General features: G+C 33.7%; 18 protein-coding genes. 11 read left to right on the top strand and 7 right to left on the bottom strand.

Annotated elements, in window-relative coordinates:
• Positions 1 to 25: 25 nt before the first annotated feature.
• The 8 genes from AL499_RS05315 (at position 26) to AL499_RS05280 (ending at position 8,275) form a co-directional block, all read left to right on the top strand.
• Positions 26 to 2,428 carry a DUF4040 family protein gene (locus AL499_RS05315; RefSeq protein ID WP_002493017.1) on the top strand — a complete coding sequence of 801 codons (2,403 nt, stop codon included), beginning with the start codon at positions 26 to 28 and terminating at the stop codon, positions 2,426 to 2,428.
• The gene (gene mnhB2 / locus AL499_RS05310) at positions 2,415 to 2,840 is read left to right on the top strand and encodes a Na+/H+ antiporter Mnh2 subunit B (protein WP_002459847.1); all 426 of its coding nucleotides are present in this window, start codon (positions 2,415 to 2,417) and stop codon (positions 2,838 to 2,840) included. Before AL499_RS05315 ends, mnhB2 begins: the two co-directional genes overlap by 14 nt.
• Entirely contained in the window at positions 2,837 to 3,187 is a 351-nt protein-coding gene (gene mnhC2, locus AL499_RS05305; protein WP_002479408.1) for a Na+/H+ antiporter Mnh2 subunit C, read from the top strand. Before mnhB2 ends, mnhC2 begins: the two co-directional genes overlap by 4 nt.
• Complete coding sequence (gene mnhD2 / locus AL499_RS05300) at positions 3,177 to 4,676, top strand: Na+/H+ antiporter Mnh2 subunit D (protein WP_002492954.1); 1,500 nt, start codon at positions 3,177 to 3,179, stop codon at positions 4,674 to 4,676. The genes mnhC2 and mnhD2 overlap by 11 nt, the downstream gene beginning before the upstream one ends.
• Positions 4,673 to 5,155 carry a Na+/H+ antiporter Mnh2 subunit E gene (mnhE2, locus tag AL499_RS05295; protein ID WP_002459844.1) on the top strand — a complete coding sequence of 161 codons (483 nt, stop codon included), beginning with the start codon at positions 4,673 to 4,675 and terminating at the stop codon, positions 5,153 to 5,155. Before mnhD2 ends, mnhE2 begins: the two co-directional genes overlap by 4 nt.
• A complete protein-coding gene (gene mnhF2 / locus AL499_RS05290; RefSeq protein ID WP_002459843.1) occupies positions 5,155 to 5,457 on the top strand; it encodes a Na+/H+ antiporter Mnh2 subunit F in 303 nt (100 codons plus the stop codon). The genes mnhE2 and mnhF2 overlap by 1 nt, the downstream gene beginning before the upstream one ends.
• Complete coding sequence (locus AL499_RS05285; RefSeq protein ID WP_002459842.1) at positions 5,432 to 5,929, top strand: Na+/H+ antiporter subunit G; 498 nt, start codon at positions 5,432 to 5,434, stop codon at positions 5,927 to 5,929. Before mnhF2 ends, AL499_RS05285 begins: the two co-directional genes overlap by 26 nt.
• A gap of 306 nt (positions 5,930 to 6,235) precedes the next feature.
• Entirely contained in the window at positions 6,236 to 8,275 is a 2,040-nt protein-coding gene (locus tag AL499_RS05280; protein ID WP_002492980.1) for a cation:proton antiporter, read from the top strand.
• 239 nt (positions 8,276 to 8,514) lie between these two features.
• Here the strand turns inward: AL499_RS05280 and mntC are convergent, their stop codons facing one another.
• The 3 genes from mntC to AL499_RS05265 are packed head-to-tail and all read right to left on the bottom strand — an operon-like array spanning position 8,515 to position 11,002.
• Complete coding sequence (gene mntC / locus AL499_RS05275; protein ID WP_002459840.1) at positions 8,515 to 9,435, bottom strand: manganese ABC transporter substrate-binding lipoprotein MntC; 921 nt, start codon at positions 9,433 to 9,435, stop codon at positions 8,515 to 8,517.
• Positions 9,423 to 10,268 carry a metal ABC transporter permease gene (locus tag AL499_RS05270; RefSeq protein ID WP_037540834.1) on the bottom strand — a complete coding sequence of 282 codons (846 nt, stop codon included), beginning with the start codon at positions 10,266 to 10,268 and terminating at the stop codon, positions 9,423 to 9,425. Before AL499_RS05270 ends, mntC begins: the two co-directional genes overlap by 13 nt.
• Before the next feature lie 32 nt (positions 10,269 to 10,300).
• Positions 10,301 to 11,002, bottom strand: coding sequence for a metal ABC transporter ATP-binding protein (locus tag AL499_RS05265; RefSeq protein ID WP_037540836.1), 702 nt, complete (start codon positions 11,000 to 11,002; stop codon positions 10,301 to 10,303).
• A 121-nt stretch (positions 11,003 to 11,123) separates the two neighbouring features.
• Between AL499_RS05265 and AL499_RS05260 the strand changes: the two genes are divergently transcribed.
• Positions 11,124 to 11,771 (top strand): metal-dependent transcriptional regulator, encoded by a 648-nt coding sequence (locus AL499_RS05260; protein ID WP_002459837.1) that lies wholly within the window; start codon positions 11,124 to 11,126, stop codon positions 11,769 to 11,771.
• A gap of 149 nt (positions 11,772 to 11,920) precedes the next feature.
• On the opposite strand, the gene AL499_RS05255 is transcribed toward AL499_RS05260, so the two are convergent.
• Complete coding sequence (locus tag AL499_RS05255) at positions 11,921 to 12,667, bottom strand: M50 family metallopeptidase (protein WP_002492947.1); 747 nt, start codon at positions 12,665 to 12,667, stop codon at positions 11,921 to 11,923.
• Between the two features lie 200 nt (positions 12,668 to 12,867).
• Between AL499_RS05255 and tarA the strand changes: the two genes are divergently transcribed.
• Positions 12,868 to 13,638, top strand: coding sequence for an N-acetylglucosaminyldiphosphoundecaprenol N-acetyl-beta-D-mannosaminyltransferase TarA (tarA, locus tag AL499_RS05250; protein WP_002459835.1), 771 nt, complete (start codon positions 12,868 to 12,870; stop codon positions 13,636 to 13,638).
• Between the two features lie 144 nt (positions 13,639 to 13,782).
• On the opposite strand, the gene AL499_RS05245 is transcribed toward tarA, so the two are convergent.
• From AL499_RS05245 to tagH, 3 genes are all read right to left on the bottom strand, one after another.
• Entirely contained in the window at positions 13,783 to 14,808 is a 1,026-nt protein-coding gene (locus AL499_RS05245) for an NAD-dependent formate dehydrogenase (RefSeq protein ID WP_002492941.1), read from the bottom strand.
• A 190-nt stretch (positions 14,809 to 14,998) separates the two neighbouring features.
• Entirely contained in the window at positions 14,999 to 15,346 is a 348-nt protein-coding gene (locus AL499_RS05240; protein ID WP_014533359.1) for a Na-translocating system protein MpsC family protein, read from the bottom strand.
• A gap of 145 nt (positions 15,347 to 15,491) precedes the next feature.
• Entirely contained in the window at positions 15,492 to 16,286 is a 795-nt protein-coding gene (tagH, locus tag AL499_RS05235; protein WP_002459832.1) for a teichoic acids export ABC transporter ATP-binding subunit TagH, read from the bottom strand.
• Positions 16,287 to 16,684: 398 nt separating this feature from the next.
• Between tagH and AL499_RS05230 the strand changes: the two genes are divergently transcribed.
• The gene (locus AL499_RS05230) at positions 16,685 to 17,497 is read left to right on the top strand and encodes an ABC transporter permease (protein WP_002492956.1); all 813 of its coding nucleotides are present in this window, start codon (positions 16,685 to 16,687) and stop codon (positions 17,495 to 17,497) included.
• Positions 17,498 to 17,666: the final 169 nt, after the last annotated feature.

Here is a 17,666-nt window from a genome sequence, read left to right as displayed (position 1 = left end):
TCACTTACATAAAAGGAGGCTTTTGATGAGCATTGTTTATCTTATGGGTGCACTCATCGTTGTTATGGTAGTCGTTTTAGGCACTTTATTTATAAAGCCAAGTCAACGATATACTGGTTACATTGCACTACTTGCACCTATAATGGCATCAAGCTATTTTATTTATCACATACCTATAGTATTAAAAGAACAGTATCCAGCCATCCATATACCTTGGATGTCATCTATAGACATTAATGTAGATTTACGTTTAGACGGCCTTGGACTAATGTTTGGTTTGATTATTTCACTCATTGGGGTGGCAGTATTTTTCTACGCGACACAGTACCTTACTTCTGGAAAAGATAATTTACCTCGGTTTTTTATCTATTTATTATTATTTATGTTTGCCATGTTAGGTATTGTTGTTTCCAATAATACAATTCTGATGTACGTTTTTTGGGAATTAACAAGCATCTCATCTTTTTTACTTATTTCATATTGGTATAGCAATGCAAATAGTCAGCTAGGTGCTATTCAATCATTTATAATCACCGTGTTTGGCGGACTAGCGCTACTTGCAGGTTTTATCATGCTTTATATGATGACTGGAACAAATACGATTACTGAGCTTTTACAGCAACGACACCACATCTCCCAACAACCGCTATTTATTCCCGCTATGCTTCTAATGCTAATTGGTGCATTTACAAAATCAGCCCAATTTCCATTCCACGTATGGCTGCCCAAAGCGATGGCAGCGCCCACACCGGTTAGTGCATATCTGCATTCAGCAACAATGGTGAAAGCTGGATTATTTCTGTTATTTAAATTCACACCATTACTTGGTTTAAGTGATAGTTATATTTATATTGTGACATTTGTCGGTTTAATTACGATGATATTTGGAGCTATCGCAGCGCTAAGATTATATGATTTAAAAGGGATATTGGCTTATTCTACTATTAGTCAACTCGGCATGATTATGTCAATGATTGGTCTTGGAGGTGGAATTGCACAACAAACTACAGGTAAAATGGCAGAATTATACATCATGATTTTATTTGCTGGTTTATTTCATTTAATGAATCATGCCATATTTAAATGTGTATTATTTATGGGTGTAGGCATTATTGATCATGAAGCAGGTACACGAGATATTCGTCGTCTTGGAGGTATGAGGCATCATTTTCCTAAGATGCATATTGTCATGACATTAGCAGCATTATCCATGGCAGGGGTCCCGTTATTGAATGGGTTCTTAAGTAAAGAAATGTTCTTCGACGGACTAGTGCATGCGCGTAATCTAGCACAATTTGATATAACGTTAACAATCATCGTTACAGCGATTGGTGTTATTGCAAGTCTCTTTACTTTTATTTATGCATTATACATGGTTAAAGAAACCTTTTGGGGTAAATTTGATACGCAAAAAGTCCCTCGAAAAAATATTCACGAGCCGTGGCTATTTAGTATACCTGCAGTGATATTAGGTCTGCTTATTCCGATTATTTTCTTTATTCCCAATTTGTTTACGCAACACATTGTCATACCTGCACTACGTAGTGTTTCTCAGTTGGGTACAGAAGTTGAAGCTATCGCACCACACGTTTCACAATGGCATGGCATAAATTTACCGCTAATTTTTACCATTGTTATCATCGCTGTAGGTTTACTTGGAACACTGTTTATTGATTGGAAATATCTCCGTTTAGGCATGTTAAAAACGGCTTCAATTACACAATCGTATCGCTCAGTGTATCAATGGTTTGAAAGATATTCTGGACAAAGTATTAGAAAATTAATGAGTAATCGCTTGAATTATTATTTGATTATTACGTTGATGATTTTTTCTGTGATTGTTGCTTATGGCATGATTCAAGTTGGTTTTCCCAAAGTGGCAGAAGTTCATGTTTCAGAATTTGGCCCCCTTGAAGTGATTTTACTTATATTAATTAGCATTGTTGGTATTGCGCTTGTCTTTATTAGACAGCGTTTGACAATGGTTATTTTAAATGGTGTGATTGGCTTTTCTGTGGCATTGTTTTTTATTGCAATGAAAGCCCCTGATTTGGCACTTACACAACTTGTTGTTGAGACAATTACAACGATACTATTTATTGTCAGCTTTTCACGTTTACCAAACGTGGCTCGTAAAGCACCCAATATGATGAAAGAAACGATTAAAATTATTATTTCATTGATTGTTGCTGGGTCAGTAATGATGCTTATTTTCATCACACAAAATGGAGAAAGCATCAGTTCAATCTCTAAGTATTATCTTAATGCTTATCAACTAACGGGTGGAAAAAATATTGTCAATGCTATATTAGGAGATTTTCGTGCATTAGATACTATGTTTGAGGGCTTGGTCTTAATTATTGCTGGATTAGGTATCTTCACATTACTTAACTATAAAGATCGGAGGGGTCAAGATGAAAGAAAATGATGTAGTTCTAAAAACAGTTACTAAAATTGTAGTGTTTATTTTATTAACATTTGGTTTTTACGTTTTCTTGGCTGGGCATAATAACCCAGGTGGCGGTTTCATTGGTGGACTTGTTTTTAGTTCGGCATTTATTCTAATGTTCTTGGCCTTTGACGTGTCAGAAGTATTGGCAAGTTTACCAGTTGATTTTAGAAAGTTGATGATTTTAGGTGCATTAATTTCTGTTACGACTGCCATTGTTCCTATGTTTTTTGGCAAGCCGTTTTTATATCAATCTGAAGCGCATTTACATTTGCCTATTTTCGATGAATTGCACCTAACTACGGTTACCTTATTTGAATTAGGCATCTTGCTGACGGTGGTTGGCGTGATTGTTACAGTGATGTTATCCATTAGTGGTGGTAAGTCATGAACATCATTTTATTATTAGTTATAGGATTCTTAGTATTTATAGGAACATACATGATCCTATCACTTAATTTAATTCGAATTGTTATTGGTATTTCAATTTATACGCATGCTGGGAATCTTATTATTATGAGCATGGGTAAATATAGTAGTCATATGACGGAGCCGCTTATTGGAACTTCGAATACGAATTATGTTGATCCTTTATTACAAGCTATTGTTTTGACTGCCATTGTTATTGGCTTTGCGATGACTGCTTTTCTACTCGTCTTAGTATACAGAACTTATCGTGTAACGAAAGAAGTAGAAATTAACTTGCTGAGAGGAGATGAAGAGAATCATGAGCAGTAATTTACTTATTTTACCCATTCTTCTTCCTTTTCTCTGTGCGCTTGTCTTAGTTTTTACTAAAAATAAGAACAATACTTCAAAAATATTATATATTGGGACGATGTCTGTTACGACCGTTATTTCTTTAGCATTATTAATATATGTGTTGAACCATAAGCCAATCACTTTAGATTTTGGAGGTTGGAAAGCACCCTTCGGCATCCAATTTTTAGGCGATTCTCTTAGTTTATTGTTGGTAACAATAACGTCATTTGTGGTTACTTTAATTATGTCATACGGGTTTGGTCGTGGTGAAAATCGAGTTAACCGTTATTATTTACCAACGTTTATTTTATTTTTAACTGTTGGTGTGATTGGATCCTTTTTAACTTCTGATTTGTTCAACTTATATGTGATGTTTGAGATTATGTTATTGGCTTCATTTGTACTAGTTACGTTAGGACAATCTGTTGAACAATTAAGAGCGGCAATTATTTATGTCGTACTTAATATTATTGGTTCGTGGATTTTCTTGCTGGGTATAGGTTTGTTGTACAAAACGGTAGGAACGTTGAATTTTACTCAAATTGCATTAAGGCTTGATCAAATGCAGGATAATAAAACAATCATTATTATTTCATTAGTCTTTATAGTTGCATTTGGTTCCAAAGCTGCATTGGTCATCTTTATGTGGTTGCCTAAAGCTTATGCTGTGTTAAATACAGAGTTGGCTGCGCTATTTGCTGCATTAATGACCAAGGTAGGTGCCTATGCATTAATTCGTTTTTTCACTTTGCTGTTTAATCAACATACTGGAGTCACGCATCCATTGCTGGTATTTATGGCATGCATCACGATGATTATTGGTGCGTTTGGTGTGATTGCTTATCATGACATAAAGAAAATCGCTTCTTATCAAGTAGTCTTATCAATTGGATTTATTATTCTAGGTCTTGGTTCTAATACTTTTGATGGCGTTAATGGAGCTATTTTCTATCTAGCTAATGATATGGTTGTTAAAACAATGCTCTTTTTCATTATAGGTAGTTTAGTTTATATGACTGGTTATCGGGAGTATAAATATTTAAATGGCTTAGCTAAAAAAGAACCATTGTATGGTGTAGCATTTGTCATTATGATTTTTGCATTAGGTGGCGTGCCGCCATTTAGTGGTTTTCCAGGGAAGGTGCTTATTTTTCAAGGTGCGATTCAAAATGGCAATTATATAGGTTTAACGTTATTGATTTTGACGAGTTTAATAGCGATGTACAGCTTATTTAGAATCTTTTTTGTGATGTATTGGGGTGATGCGGATGGTGAACAAGTAAATTTCAATCCATTACCGACACATCGTAAAAGTATTTTAAGCGTATTAATTGTAGTTGTCATTACAATGGGAATTGCTGCACCGATCGTCCTTAATGTTGCTGAAGATGCTACAAAGATGAATATGGATGGACACACATTTCATCAACTAGTTAATCCACACTTGAAGGAGGAACTAAAATGAGACAAGTAGTTTTAAATATTTTAATTGCATTTTTATGGGTCTTATTTCAAGATGAAGATTCATTCTTGTTCTCAACGTTCTTCTCAGGATATGTGATTGGTATCGTTGTTATTTACATTTTGCATCGTTTTTTCAATCAAGAATTTTATCCTAAGAAACTGTGGGTAGCATTTAAATTTTTAATGGTTTATTTATACCAATTAGTTACATCAAGTATCTCGACCATTAATTATATTTTGTTTAAGACGAATGATATGAATCCTGGGTTGTTGACATATGAAACCACATTGAAAAATGATTGGGCTATTACCTTTTTAACGATATTGATTATTATTACGCCTGGTTCTACGGTTATACGCATTTCAAAGAAAACGAACAAATTTTTTATTCATAGTATTGATGTGTCGGACAAGGATAAAGCAACTTTACTCAGAAATATCAAACATTATGAAGACTTAATTTTGGAGGTGATGCAATAATGATAGCGACTTTAACCATGTTCTTTACGACGAGTGCGTTAATTGTTTTTGGTATTGCATTACTTATCGCTATGTTTAGATTAATTAAAGGGCCAACAACAGCGGATCGTGTAGTGGCTTTTGATACAACGAGTGCTGTTATCATGTCCATCGTAGGCGTATTGAGTGTTATTAATCGTACAGTATCATTTTTGGATTCTATCATGCTCATTGCTATCATATCCTTTGTAAGCTCTGTATCAATTTCTAGATTTATAGGAGGAGGGCGTGTGTTTAATGGAACTAACAAAAGAAATAATTAATTTATGTGCCTCAATTCTAATATTTCTAGGTAGTATGATTGCATTGATTAGTTCAATAGGCCTAGTCAAATTTCAGGATGTCTTTTTAAGAAGCCATGCCTCAACTAAAAGTTCTACATTGTCAGTGCTATTAACGTTGGTAGGAGTATTAATATTTTTTACTAATGAACAAAGTTTCTTTAGTGTGAGATTGTTATTATCTATCGTCTTTATTAATTTAACTTCTCCAGTAGGAATGCATTTGGTAGCACGTGCTGCCTATCGTACTGGAGCTTATATGTATCGCAAAGATGATGTGCCACGACAGTCAACAATATTGCTGAGCTCAAAGGAATTTAACACACCTGAGGAATTAAAAACACGTGCTAAATTAAGAGAAGAACGGCGCGAGAAATTATATTATGATTTTACGCAAAAAGATGTTGGAAAAAAGAAACAAACTGATTCATCAGATTATAGCGATGATAAATAAGAACTATAATCTTCGAGCAGGTCTCATCATAACACTGCTAGAAGAAATTAAATGACATATTGACCTAAATATATTATTTAAGCAAGTCATTTAAAATAATGTATACAACATGTTAAAATTTATTACAAGTTTAATTGAAATTTAATCAATGCATGACATAGAACAATTTTAGGCTCAGTTCCTTCCTTTATGGTCATCCTCTATGCTTATGTTTATTGTTATCTACATAAAAGAGACATTGTGATTGCAATTACTCAATGTATTGAATAACTCAATTATGCAAAGAAAAAATGGAGAGGTGAAAGATTGGAAATATTTGAAACGATTCTAATATTTCTCGGTGTCGTCATCATAAGCTCTTTTGTGCATACTTTTATACCTAAAGTACCTCTTGCGTTCATTCAAATTACATTTGGCATGCTACTTTTCTTAACTCCTGTTCCTGTTGAATTTAACTTTGATACCGAATTATTTATGGTTACACTAATTGCACCATTACTATTTGTAGAGGGTGTTAACGTATCAAGAGTGCACTTAAGACGTTATATTAAACCAGTTATGTTAATGGCTTTAGGTTTAGTAATTACGACAGTGCTTGGTGTAGGATTATTTGTACATTGGATTTGGCCGGAATTGCCCATTGGTGCGGCCTTTGCATTAGCAGCTATCCTTTGTCCAACAGATGCAGTTGCTGTGCAGGCAATAACAAATGGCAAAATACTACCTAAAGGTTCAATGACTATTTTAGAAGGTGAGTCTTTACTTAATGATGCTGCAGGTATCATTTCATTTAAAATAGCAGTGGGCGTTTTAATTACAGGTGTGTTTTCAATTTTTGAAGCGATTGAACAATTTTTAATTGCCTCAATTGGTGGTGCCATTGTCGGTGTCATTATCGGTGTTGCTTTGGTAAGATTCCGCTTAACATTAACACGTCGAGGCATTGAAAATATTAATATGTTTACCTTCATACAACTATTAACACCGTTTGTGACATACTTAGTTGCTGAAATGTTTCATGCTTCAGGTATTATTGCGGCGGTTGTGGCTGGCTTAGTTCATGGCTTTGAAAGAGATCGTATTGCCCAAACGAGAACACAATTGCAAATGAGCTATAACCATACATGGAATATTCTAGGATATGCACTAAATGGTTTTGTTTTTTCTATTTTGGGCTTTTTAGTGCCTGAAGTTGTGGTTAGAATTATTGATAATGAACCACATAATTTACCATTTTTAATGGCGATAACCGTGCTGATTGCTTTGGCTGTATATGTCTTTAGGTTTATTTGGGTTTATGTATTATATCCATATTTTTATTTATCTGTCAGCCCTTTTCAAAAGATGATGTCTAAAGAAGAAGATAAGACAGATGAAAAACCGCCAAAGAGAAGTTTGTATGCCTTAATCATGACGATATGTGGCGTACATGGTACCATTTCATTGGCTATCGCGTTGACATTACCATATGTATTGGCAGATCATCATGCATTTACGTTTCGTAATGATTTATTATTTATTGCATCTGGGATGGTCATCATTAGTTTAGTTATTGCTCAGGTGGCTTTGCCACTAATAACACCGAATGCACCTAAAGCGAAAATCGGTAGTTTAAACTTTAAAGAAGCAAGAATATATATATTAGAAAATGTGATTGATTATTTAAATCAACATGCGACATTAGATACTAGCTATAAATATGGTAATGTGATTAAAGAATATCATGATAAATTAACATTTCTAAAAACGATGTCGAAAGATGATGAAAATTCTAAAGAACTAGAGCGATTACAAAAAATTGCATTTAATGTAGAAACAAAAACATTAGAAAATCTTGCTGAGGAAGGTAACATTACGACGAGTGCACTTGAAAATTATATGCGCTATGCTGAACGTACGCAAGTCTATCGTCAAGCTTCATTAATCCGACGTATGATTGTTGCTGTAAGAGGTATGTTACTTAAAAGTCGTGTAAAGACACGTATCAATGCATCTTCTTCTTTGAGCGTTACAGATAACCTTACAGAGTTGGCGAGAATCAATAAATTAGTACATTATAATGTCGTAAGTCGTTTAGCAAAAGAAGCAACAAGTGACAATACTTTAGAAATTGGTATGGTCTGTGATGGTTACTTAATGCGTATTGAGAACTTAACACCTGATAATTTCTTTAATACTAAAGCAGAAAATACAATGACTAAAATCAAGCTCAACGCATTACGAGAGCAACGTCGCGTATTAAATTCATTAGTTGAAGATGAAGAAATCACTGAAAGTACTGCATTAAAAATTAGAGAAGCGATTAATTATGATGAAATGGTCATCGTTGATAGTTTGACAGATTAAAACAAAAAGAGTGCGCGTTTGGGGAGTGTATGGGTTACACAAACGCGCACTAATTTTATATGGTATAAGCTTTATACCACCATATCGTGTATAGGTTGATTATAAGTTTTACGGAGGATGATGTTTACAACACAAAGTGTGTCAGTATGATTTATACACGATATGGGACTACAAAGCATACTAATATTATAAAGGTGACCTGCTCACCTCAAAGGTGATTGGGGCAAGCAGGTCTGCTATTATTTCATACTATTATGAATGATATCAATATTATATTTCATCATATTGTAGTATGAATCGCCTTTGCTTCCTTTTTTACCAATTGAATCGGTAAAAACTTCGCCATAAATATCTTTATTGGTTTCTTCAGAAAGGCTTTGCATAGCTTTTTTATCTACACTTGTTTCAACAAGTAAATGTTTTACTTTATTATCTTTAACAAATTTTGTTGCTTGTTTCATTTGTTCAGGTGTACCTTGTTTTTCGGTATTAATCTCCCAAATATATCCTGAATGAATATTGAATTGTTTTGAGAAATATTTAAAGGCGCCTTCACTGGTAATCATCGTTCGTTCTTTTTTCGGTATGTCATTAAATTTTGCTTTACTATGATTATTTAATTTTGTAAGTTTATTTAAATACTTATTGCCATGCTTGTCGTAAGATGAAGCATGTTTTTTATCAATATCTTTCAAGGCTTGTTGAATATTTTTGACATATTGAATACCGTTGTCTAGGCTTAGCCAAGCATGTGGGTCTAGTTTGTCTTTATTGCCATTTTCTCCGTTTAGATAAATGGGTTTAACGCCTTTGGAAACAGCAATAACATTTTTATCTTTCAGTGATTTTCCGGCTTGTTTTAAAGCATTTTCAAACCATGCATCACCAGATTCTAAATTTAAACCATTGTAAAAAATGACATCAGCATCTGTAAGCTTTTTAATATCTTTCGGTTTTACTTCATATTCATGAGGGTCTTGTCCTACTGGAACAATACTATGTATATTTACATTATTACCACCGACATGTTTGACCATATCATATATAATAGAGTTTGTTGTTACAACGTTAAGTTTTTTATGATTGTGCGATGTATCTTTACTTCCGCAAGCTGTTAATACTAATAACAGTGCAAGTATAAAGGGAATTAACTTTCGCATGATGAAATACCTCTTTTCTGTTTGTTAGCTAATTTTTTAAAAGTAAATACAATAACGTATGTAATAAACGTACAGATAACGATAGATGCACCACTAGGTAAGTTGTATAGATAACTAAAGAACATACCAATGATTGAACATATCGTACTCAATAAGCTAGAAACCATCATCATTGTAGATAGTTGCTTCGTGATTAAAAATGCAGTCGAAGCAGGCGTAACTAGTAGGGCAACAACGAGAATGATACCCACAGTCTGAATGCTGGCAACTGTAACTAATGCAAGTAGCAGCATGACAAAATAATGTAGCAATGATGTGTTCAAACCGCTCATTTTACTAAATGTAGGATCGAACGTTGAAATCTTCAATGGACGATAAAAAATAATAATTAATACTAAAATCAGTCCACAGATTATCAGTGTTGACAAAAATGCTTGATTCGTAATCGCTAATAAATTACCAAATAAAATGTGATACAAATTAGTTGAACTTTGAATTAAACTAATCATGATAACTCCGAGTGCCAAGAAAGCGGTGAAACAAATTCCTATAGCTGCATCGGGTTTAGTTTTACTTTTATCAGAAATAAAACCGATAAATAAACTTGCAAGCATACCTGAAATCATTGCACCAATGAAAAACGGTATATGTAAGATAAAGGATACCGCGACACCAGGTAGCACTGCATGACTCATGGCATCACCCATAAGTGATAATCCTCGTAAGATGACTAGACTACCGACAGTACCACATGCGATACCTACAACAATTGAAGTAATTAAGGCACGATGTAAAAATTGGTAATCTAATATTTGATTTAGAAAATCTATCATAAACAGCAATGGTACTCCTTTCTTAAATAGTGTTATTTTCCGAGGAATGTCTCATAGATGAGTTCACTATTAACAACGGATTTAGTCGGACCTAAATAGCGCAATGTTTTGTTTAATAACAACACACGATCAAAATAGGCTTCAGTTTTAGATAAGTCATGATAAACAATAAAAATAAGTTTACCACTTCGCTTCAACGCTGCTAATTTTTGCATGATGATATCTTCACTTCTAAAATCTATACCAACAAATGGTTCATCTAAAAAATAAATTCTACTTTCAGACATTAGAGCACGTGCTACAAGGACACGTTGTAGTTGTCCTCCGCTTAGCTGTGAGATTTGTTTATGGCGCAGCGGTGTTAGTTCTAAATCGTCCATAACTTCGACGAGATGTTGACGTGCACTTTTCGGAATTTTAGTAAACCAACCTGTTTCCTTATAACAGCCAGAGAGGATGACTTGTTCTACACTAATAGGGAAATCAATATCGATGTTGGCTTTTTGAGGAATATAGGTCATAGATTTTAACTGATGTTGTATCGGTTTATTAAATAATGTTTGTTTCCCGCTTGCTTGAAACTCACCAATCAGTGATTTAATTAATGATGACTTGCCGGCACCGTTAGGACCTATAATACCAATTATTTCGCCTTGTATTGGTATTTTAAAAGAAATATCTTTCAAGACAATTTTACCGTCAAGTTGAAGTGTTAAGTTAGAGACTTCTAAAATGTTTACACCCCCTAATAAAAATTTTAGGTTAACCTAATTTATTTCATGATAAACTCTGAACTTTTAACATGTCAAGTATTTTCATGGTACAATTAGGTGAATGTGTCTGTGAGGTGAAGAAATGTTAACAGAAGAAAAAGAAGATTATCTTAAAGCTATACTTGCAAATGATGGTGATCATCAATTTGTTTCCAATAAGCAGTTATCGCTCTATCTTGAAATTAAGCCACCATCAGTTAGTGAAATGGTGAGTCGTCTAGAAAAGGCTGGATATGTGGAAACTAAGCCGTATAAAGGAGTTAAACTGTCTCAAGAAGGTTTAATTCATACATTAGATATTATTAAACGTCATCGCTTGTTAGAATTATTTTTAATTGAAGTGTTGAAGTATAATTGGGAAGAAGTGCATCAAGAAGCAGAGGTATTAGAACATAAAATTTCTGATTTATTTGTACAACGCTTAGATGCGATTTTAAACTATCCAGACACTTGTCCACATGGAGGTATTATTCCACGGAGTAATGAATACAAAGAGAAATATACAACTTCTATCTTAAATTTTGAACCAGGAGAGCATGTGATAATAAGACGTGTGAGAGATAAGACGGAGTTATTGGTTTATTTATCAAGTAAAGACATCTCAATTGGCAATGAAGTGGAAATAGTAGCTAAAGATGAGACGAATAAAGTGCTTATTTTAAAAAGGACTGATAATACGTCAATCTTAAGTTTTGACAATGCGGAGAATATTTTTGTTGAGCAAGCGTAATGATTTTGGTCACGCGTTAAAACTGCATCATACAAAGGATATTCATTAAAATAAGAATAAATATATCGTAGGAGCAAGAAGTCAGAATTTGATTTCTCGCTCCTTTTATTTTTACTGATGCAAATTAAGCTATAAGATGGGGGTAGTTATTAGTAAAATGAGTATTGGAATAACAGATATAAACTGTAACCGTTTATCGAAATCCAAATTAAACTGAATGCGATACTAGGGACATGTGTCATATCTGCTAATGCCTGCCCATCCCATTGGGTTTTAGGACGTTGAAATGTTAATTTAACAATTGTCCAAGACGATTGTATGACTTCGCCTAATAGTACACCTAAAATAAAATGATAACTATAAGACATTATTGTATGTGTAAAAGTATACTGCGCTTGCTGTAAAAATAAATATAATAATGTTACCAACAATATCAAAATGATAATGGGAGACCATTTTCTAGACGTTAAAATTAGAAAATAGATAAAAATAGCAATATAGCATATTAGAAAAATGATTGGATGCTCAGAATGTGCCGAAGCAGCACCAACAAGTAACATAATTGGAGGCAAAATATAGCCACCTAATGTTGTTATTGCATGACCTAATTTACTAGTTGATTGCGTAATCGCATAACCTTGTTGTGATGTCATCTGTCTTTCATATGGTCGCGTAACAATAACTAAATCTTTAGCGCGACCGCCACTTATTTTATTAAATAGAATATGTCCAAATTCATGTGTTAAGACAGGTATGTAATTTAATAAAATGTCAAGATAGGCAAGAACAGGATGATATCTGTAATGATGAATTAAAATATATAAGATACCAATTAACACAATGATATAAAATTTTAAAGTTATCACGGTGGTAAATAAATCTTCTAAATACAACATAATAAACCTCGTAATCTTTTGTTTTTAGTACATGATATTTTTATTATACGCTACTTTGAATATTTTAACTTTTGGACTTTAGATGTATTTTTAAGAATACAATTGCAAACGGGAATAATGTATCATAAACTATATATTCAAAGTATATAGTTATCACGCATGTCGATAATTAGATAGAAAACTCGAAGGAGCATACTGCTATGAGTAATCACGACAAGCCTCACAAAATAGATATTTTAGGTGTTCGATTTGATAATGTGACCATGTTGGAAATGGTAGAAAACATAACAGCATATGTTGAAAATGAAGCGCAAGACGATAATATGTGGATTGTAACTGCTAATCCAGAAATTGTTGATTATGCGTCTACACACGTACATTATAGAAACTTAATCAATCAAGCCGATTACGTCGTAGCAGATGGCACGGGCATTGTTAAAGCATCAAAGCGTTTAAAACGACCATTAGCTCGACGTATTCCTGGGATAGAACTTATGGATCAATGTTTAAAAATGGCTAATATAAAGCGTCAACGTGTATTTTTATTAGGAGCGAAAAATGAAGTTGTGACTAAAGCACAACGTCGTTTACAACAACGTTATCCATATATTACGTTTGCTAGTCATCATGGATATGTTGATACACATGATGAGACAGTATTAAAACGAATTAAAAAATTAAATCCCGATTATATTTTTGTTGGTATGGGTTTTCCAAAACAAGATGAATGGATTGTCGCACAGCAACATCAGTTTAAGCATACGGTAATGATGGGTGTTGGAGGTTCTTTTGAGGTCTTTAGTGGCATGAAAAAAAGAGCACCTAAAGTATTTAGAAAATTAAATATAGAATGGGTTTATCGGTTGTTAATTGATTGGAAACGTATCGGACGTCTTAAAAGCATCCCTATATTTATGTTAAAGGTTGCTAAAACACAGTATAAAGAACATAAAGAGCAGCATAAGAAATAAGCAAAAATAAAGTCGAGACGATGTGCCATATGCACTTGTCTCGACTTTTTCCTTTATTTATATCATTTAATTTCAAACAGGGGCGTTATATTGCAATGATCGAATAGGGGGAGCAAGATAACGTAACAGATTTAGTTATGAGTATTATTTTGCTGTATAGCTTGAACTAGCAATACGTCCACTATCAACAATAATATCTTTCTTTTGGAAAGGTTCATTGTTAAAGAAACGAGTTAAAATATCTTTAACGCCATCTTCAATACGTTGCTGTGATTCTAATGTCATGCCGGAATAATGAATCGTCATACCATTACGTGGCATTGTTCTCCAAGGGTGTGTTGCAGGTGCAGGTTGTGGATACCATACATCTCCAGCATAGCCTTGAATATGACCACTATTAACTGCAGCAACAAGTGCGTCAGTATCTACGATTTTACCTCGTGCAGTATTAACAAGATAGCTGCCTGTTTTCATTTGAGATAACACATCAGCATCAAATAGTGTGTCGGTAGAAGGTGTTAATGGCGCATGAATTGTAATTGCATCACTTGTGCGTACAAGTTCTTCAAACTCTACAAAATGAGACAGTTCAGAATCTTTTTGATTGATAGGATCATAATGTTGAATGTTAACATTAAATGGTTTTAAACGTTCTGCTACAAGCTGTCCAATACGGCCAAATCCAAAAATACCAATTGTTTTGTGCTGTAATTCACGTGCTTGATTACCTACTTTAGAAAGGTTCCATTCACCTTCAACAGCTTGACGATGACCTTCCATATAGTTTCTTAAAATAATGAGTAAGTCCATAACAGCATGTTCTGCAACACTTACCGTATTGCTACCTGTTACTTCTACAACGGCAACGTCATGTTCACTAGCTGCTTCAAGATCGACATGGTCTGAGCCAACACCAGCAGTAATAGCAAGTTTTAGTTTTGGTGCTTGTTCGATACGTTTTCTAGTTAAATAAGCAGGATAGAATGGTGCGCTAATAATAATATCTGCATCACTTAAGTGTTGATCTAAGTCTGTTTCTCCATTTTTTAAAATGACAAGCTCATGCTCTGTATGTTCAAGAAAATCAGGAAGACCGATTGCTTTTGTTGTATTTAATAATTGATTATCTAAACCTTGTTCTGTTTCTGGGAATAATGCCACAATTTTCATAATTAATCCGCTCCTATTTATATAAATTAAAATGTTAATCGCATGGCTAATGAGAATATATTAAAAATTAGTAAAAAAATACTCAGTCTTGTTCGACCACCTCCTAAAATGCATACTTTGATTAGCATATTTGAAAAAGTGGGTTAGCAAACAGCACTGAGTACCTTACACCAATCCCTTAGATTGATAATTATTCGATTGTTTTGTCAAAGACGAATATAGAAACGACTTCATCCGTTTTTAAATCAACATCTGTAAATAATTTTACAAATTTTGCACCAACAAGTTTCTCCATTTCAGTTGGAGGGTTTTGCTGATATAAAGCTTTTATTTCTTCGGTTCTGCCATATTTCAACATGCTTTTAAAATCGTCATTTCTTAAATAGAAATTTTCAACTTTACTTAAGCTTCCGGTCATGTGACAGACAGCCCAATTATCTTTAAAGAATACTTTAATATTTTCTGGGCCTTTACCGATATATGACTTACGGTATGCACGTACAAGGTTTGCAAATTGTTGTGATGTCTTGTTAGTAATGACTCAATCACCTACTTTTCCAAACGCATAAAATGTGTCTAATTTGTTACATCTGTTTATATCATAGTACTGATTAGGTTATTTGAAAAGTAAAAAACTCAAAATTTATGAATTTTTTTGTTTCATAAATTTTGAGCTAGTGTCATTATTTTATGATAAAGCGATTTGCATCCAAGTTTTTACGAAATGCTTTTTGTTCTGCTTTGGATTTTTTCCTGAATTCTTTTAAAAATTGTTCGTATTGAGGTAAAACGTCATCAATATCACCAAATTCTTTGAGTTTACCGCCCTCAATCCAAGCGATTTTCGTACAAAATTCTTTAACTTGACGAATGTTATGACTTACAAAGAAGATGGTTTTGTTCTGTTCTTTAAATTCATAGATTTTATCTAGACATTTTTGAGTGAACGTTTGGTCGCCTACAGATAAAGCTTCATCGATAACTAATATGTCAGGATTAACAGTTACATTGATTGAAAAACCTAATTTTGCACGCATACCACTTGAATATTTTTTCACAGGTTGATAAATAAACTCACCTAATTCACTGAATTCAATAATTTGTGGCATAAGTTTCTTAATTTCTTTGCGTTTAAAGCCCATGCAGAGCATTTTAAACTCAATGTTATCAACACCACTAAGTTGCCCATTAAGTCCAGCGTTAATGGCGATGACACTTACATCACCGTGACGCTCAATATCGCCAGATGTAGGGGATAGAGAGCCGCCAATCATATTGCTTAACGTAGATTTGCCTGAACCGTTGATTCCAACTAGCCCAATCACATCACCTTCATGAGCAGTAATTGAAACATCATCTAAAGCGAAAAAGGTATTGTTTTTATGCTTTGGAATTAGCGCATCTTTAATGCGTTCTTTGTTTGTTCGATAAATGCGATATTCTTTTGTAACATTTTTAATGTTTACCGATACGTTCATAATTAAACCTTCCTTACGTGCATTTGTATAGATTATAATATATCACACATCAGTTGTGAAATTTATTAACCTGGTGTAAAGTGAATAGAAGATTTCAGTGATACATCATAAAAGATATCACTCGACTATTAAGATGATTACATATTGATGAAAGATACTGCTAAAACGATAAGTTTGGATGAAATTTATCGATATTTGCCAACTTAAAGCTACTTTTTAAGTTAAATGATAGTATAATGGTTAAGTAATAAAGTAAACGTGTGCAACAATAAAAGGTAACTGTTTACAACTACAGGTTATCGTATGAGTGTGTAACACAGGTTATGCATGCGCAAATAACAGTGGACAGTCAAGTAAAAATAGAAATATGTAATACGTTTGAAAGTGTGGTTTATACGATGTCAGCAGTCTTAACTGTGTTAAAAGAGCATATAAAAAACTTTTATTTAATTCAACGTTTGGCACAATTCCAAATTAAAATTTCTAACCATAATAACTATTTAGGAATTGCATGGGAATTATTAAATCCAGCGTTACAAATTATGGTTTATTGGCTTGTGTTTGGTTTAGGAATTAGAAGTAACAATCCTATTGATGGCGTGCCTTTCGTACTATGGTTATTAGTGGGTATTAGTATGTGGTTTTTTATCAATCAAGGAACATTAGATGGTACGCGTTCTATCTCTCAAAAGTTTAATCAAGTTGCTAAAATGAACTTTCCATTATCTATTATTCCAACATATATTGTGACGAGTAAGTTCTATGGACACATTGGCTTGTTAACATTAATTATTTTAGCATGTATGGGAGCAGGGATTTATCCATCTATTCATATCATACAATTGTTGATTTATGTGCCGATTGCGTTCTTCTTTACAGCATCCGTAGCTTTATTAACATCGACACTTGGGATTTTAATTCGAGATACACAAATGATGATGCAAGCAATTATGAGGATCTTATTTTATATGTCACCTATATTATGGATGCCGAAAGACCACGGTGTAAGTGGCATTATCCATAACATTATGAAATTAAATCCAGTCTACTTTATTGCTCAATCTTATCGTGCCGCAATATTATTCCATGAATGGTACTTTATTCAGCATTGGAGATTATTAGTATACAATATAATAGTCATACTATTCTTCTTCATCGTTGGATCAATACTCCATAAACGCTATCGCGATCACTTTGCAGACTTCCTATAATCAACATCCACTAGGCTGAGACATCCAAACATGTCCCAGCCTAAAAAAATGCGGGGGCCCCAACAAAGAGAAATGCGAAATGCATTTCCGCAAGCAAAGGAAGTTGGGGTTGGGGCCCCAACACAGAGGCTTTCCAAAAGAAAGCCAACGGACAAGGCAAGTTGGGGTG

The organism is Staphylococcus lugdunensis (genome assembly GCF_001558775.1).
Classification (GTDB): Bacteria; Bacillota; Bacilli; order Staphylococcales; family Staphylococcaceae; genus Staphylococcus; species Staphylococcus lugdunensis.
Note: the sequence above shows the minus strand (reverse complement) of the source record. Positions and strands in the feature narration are given on the sequence as shown.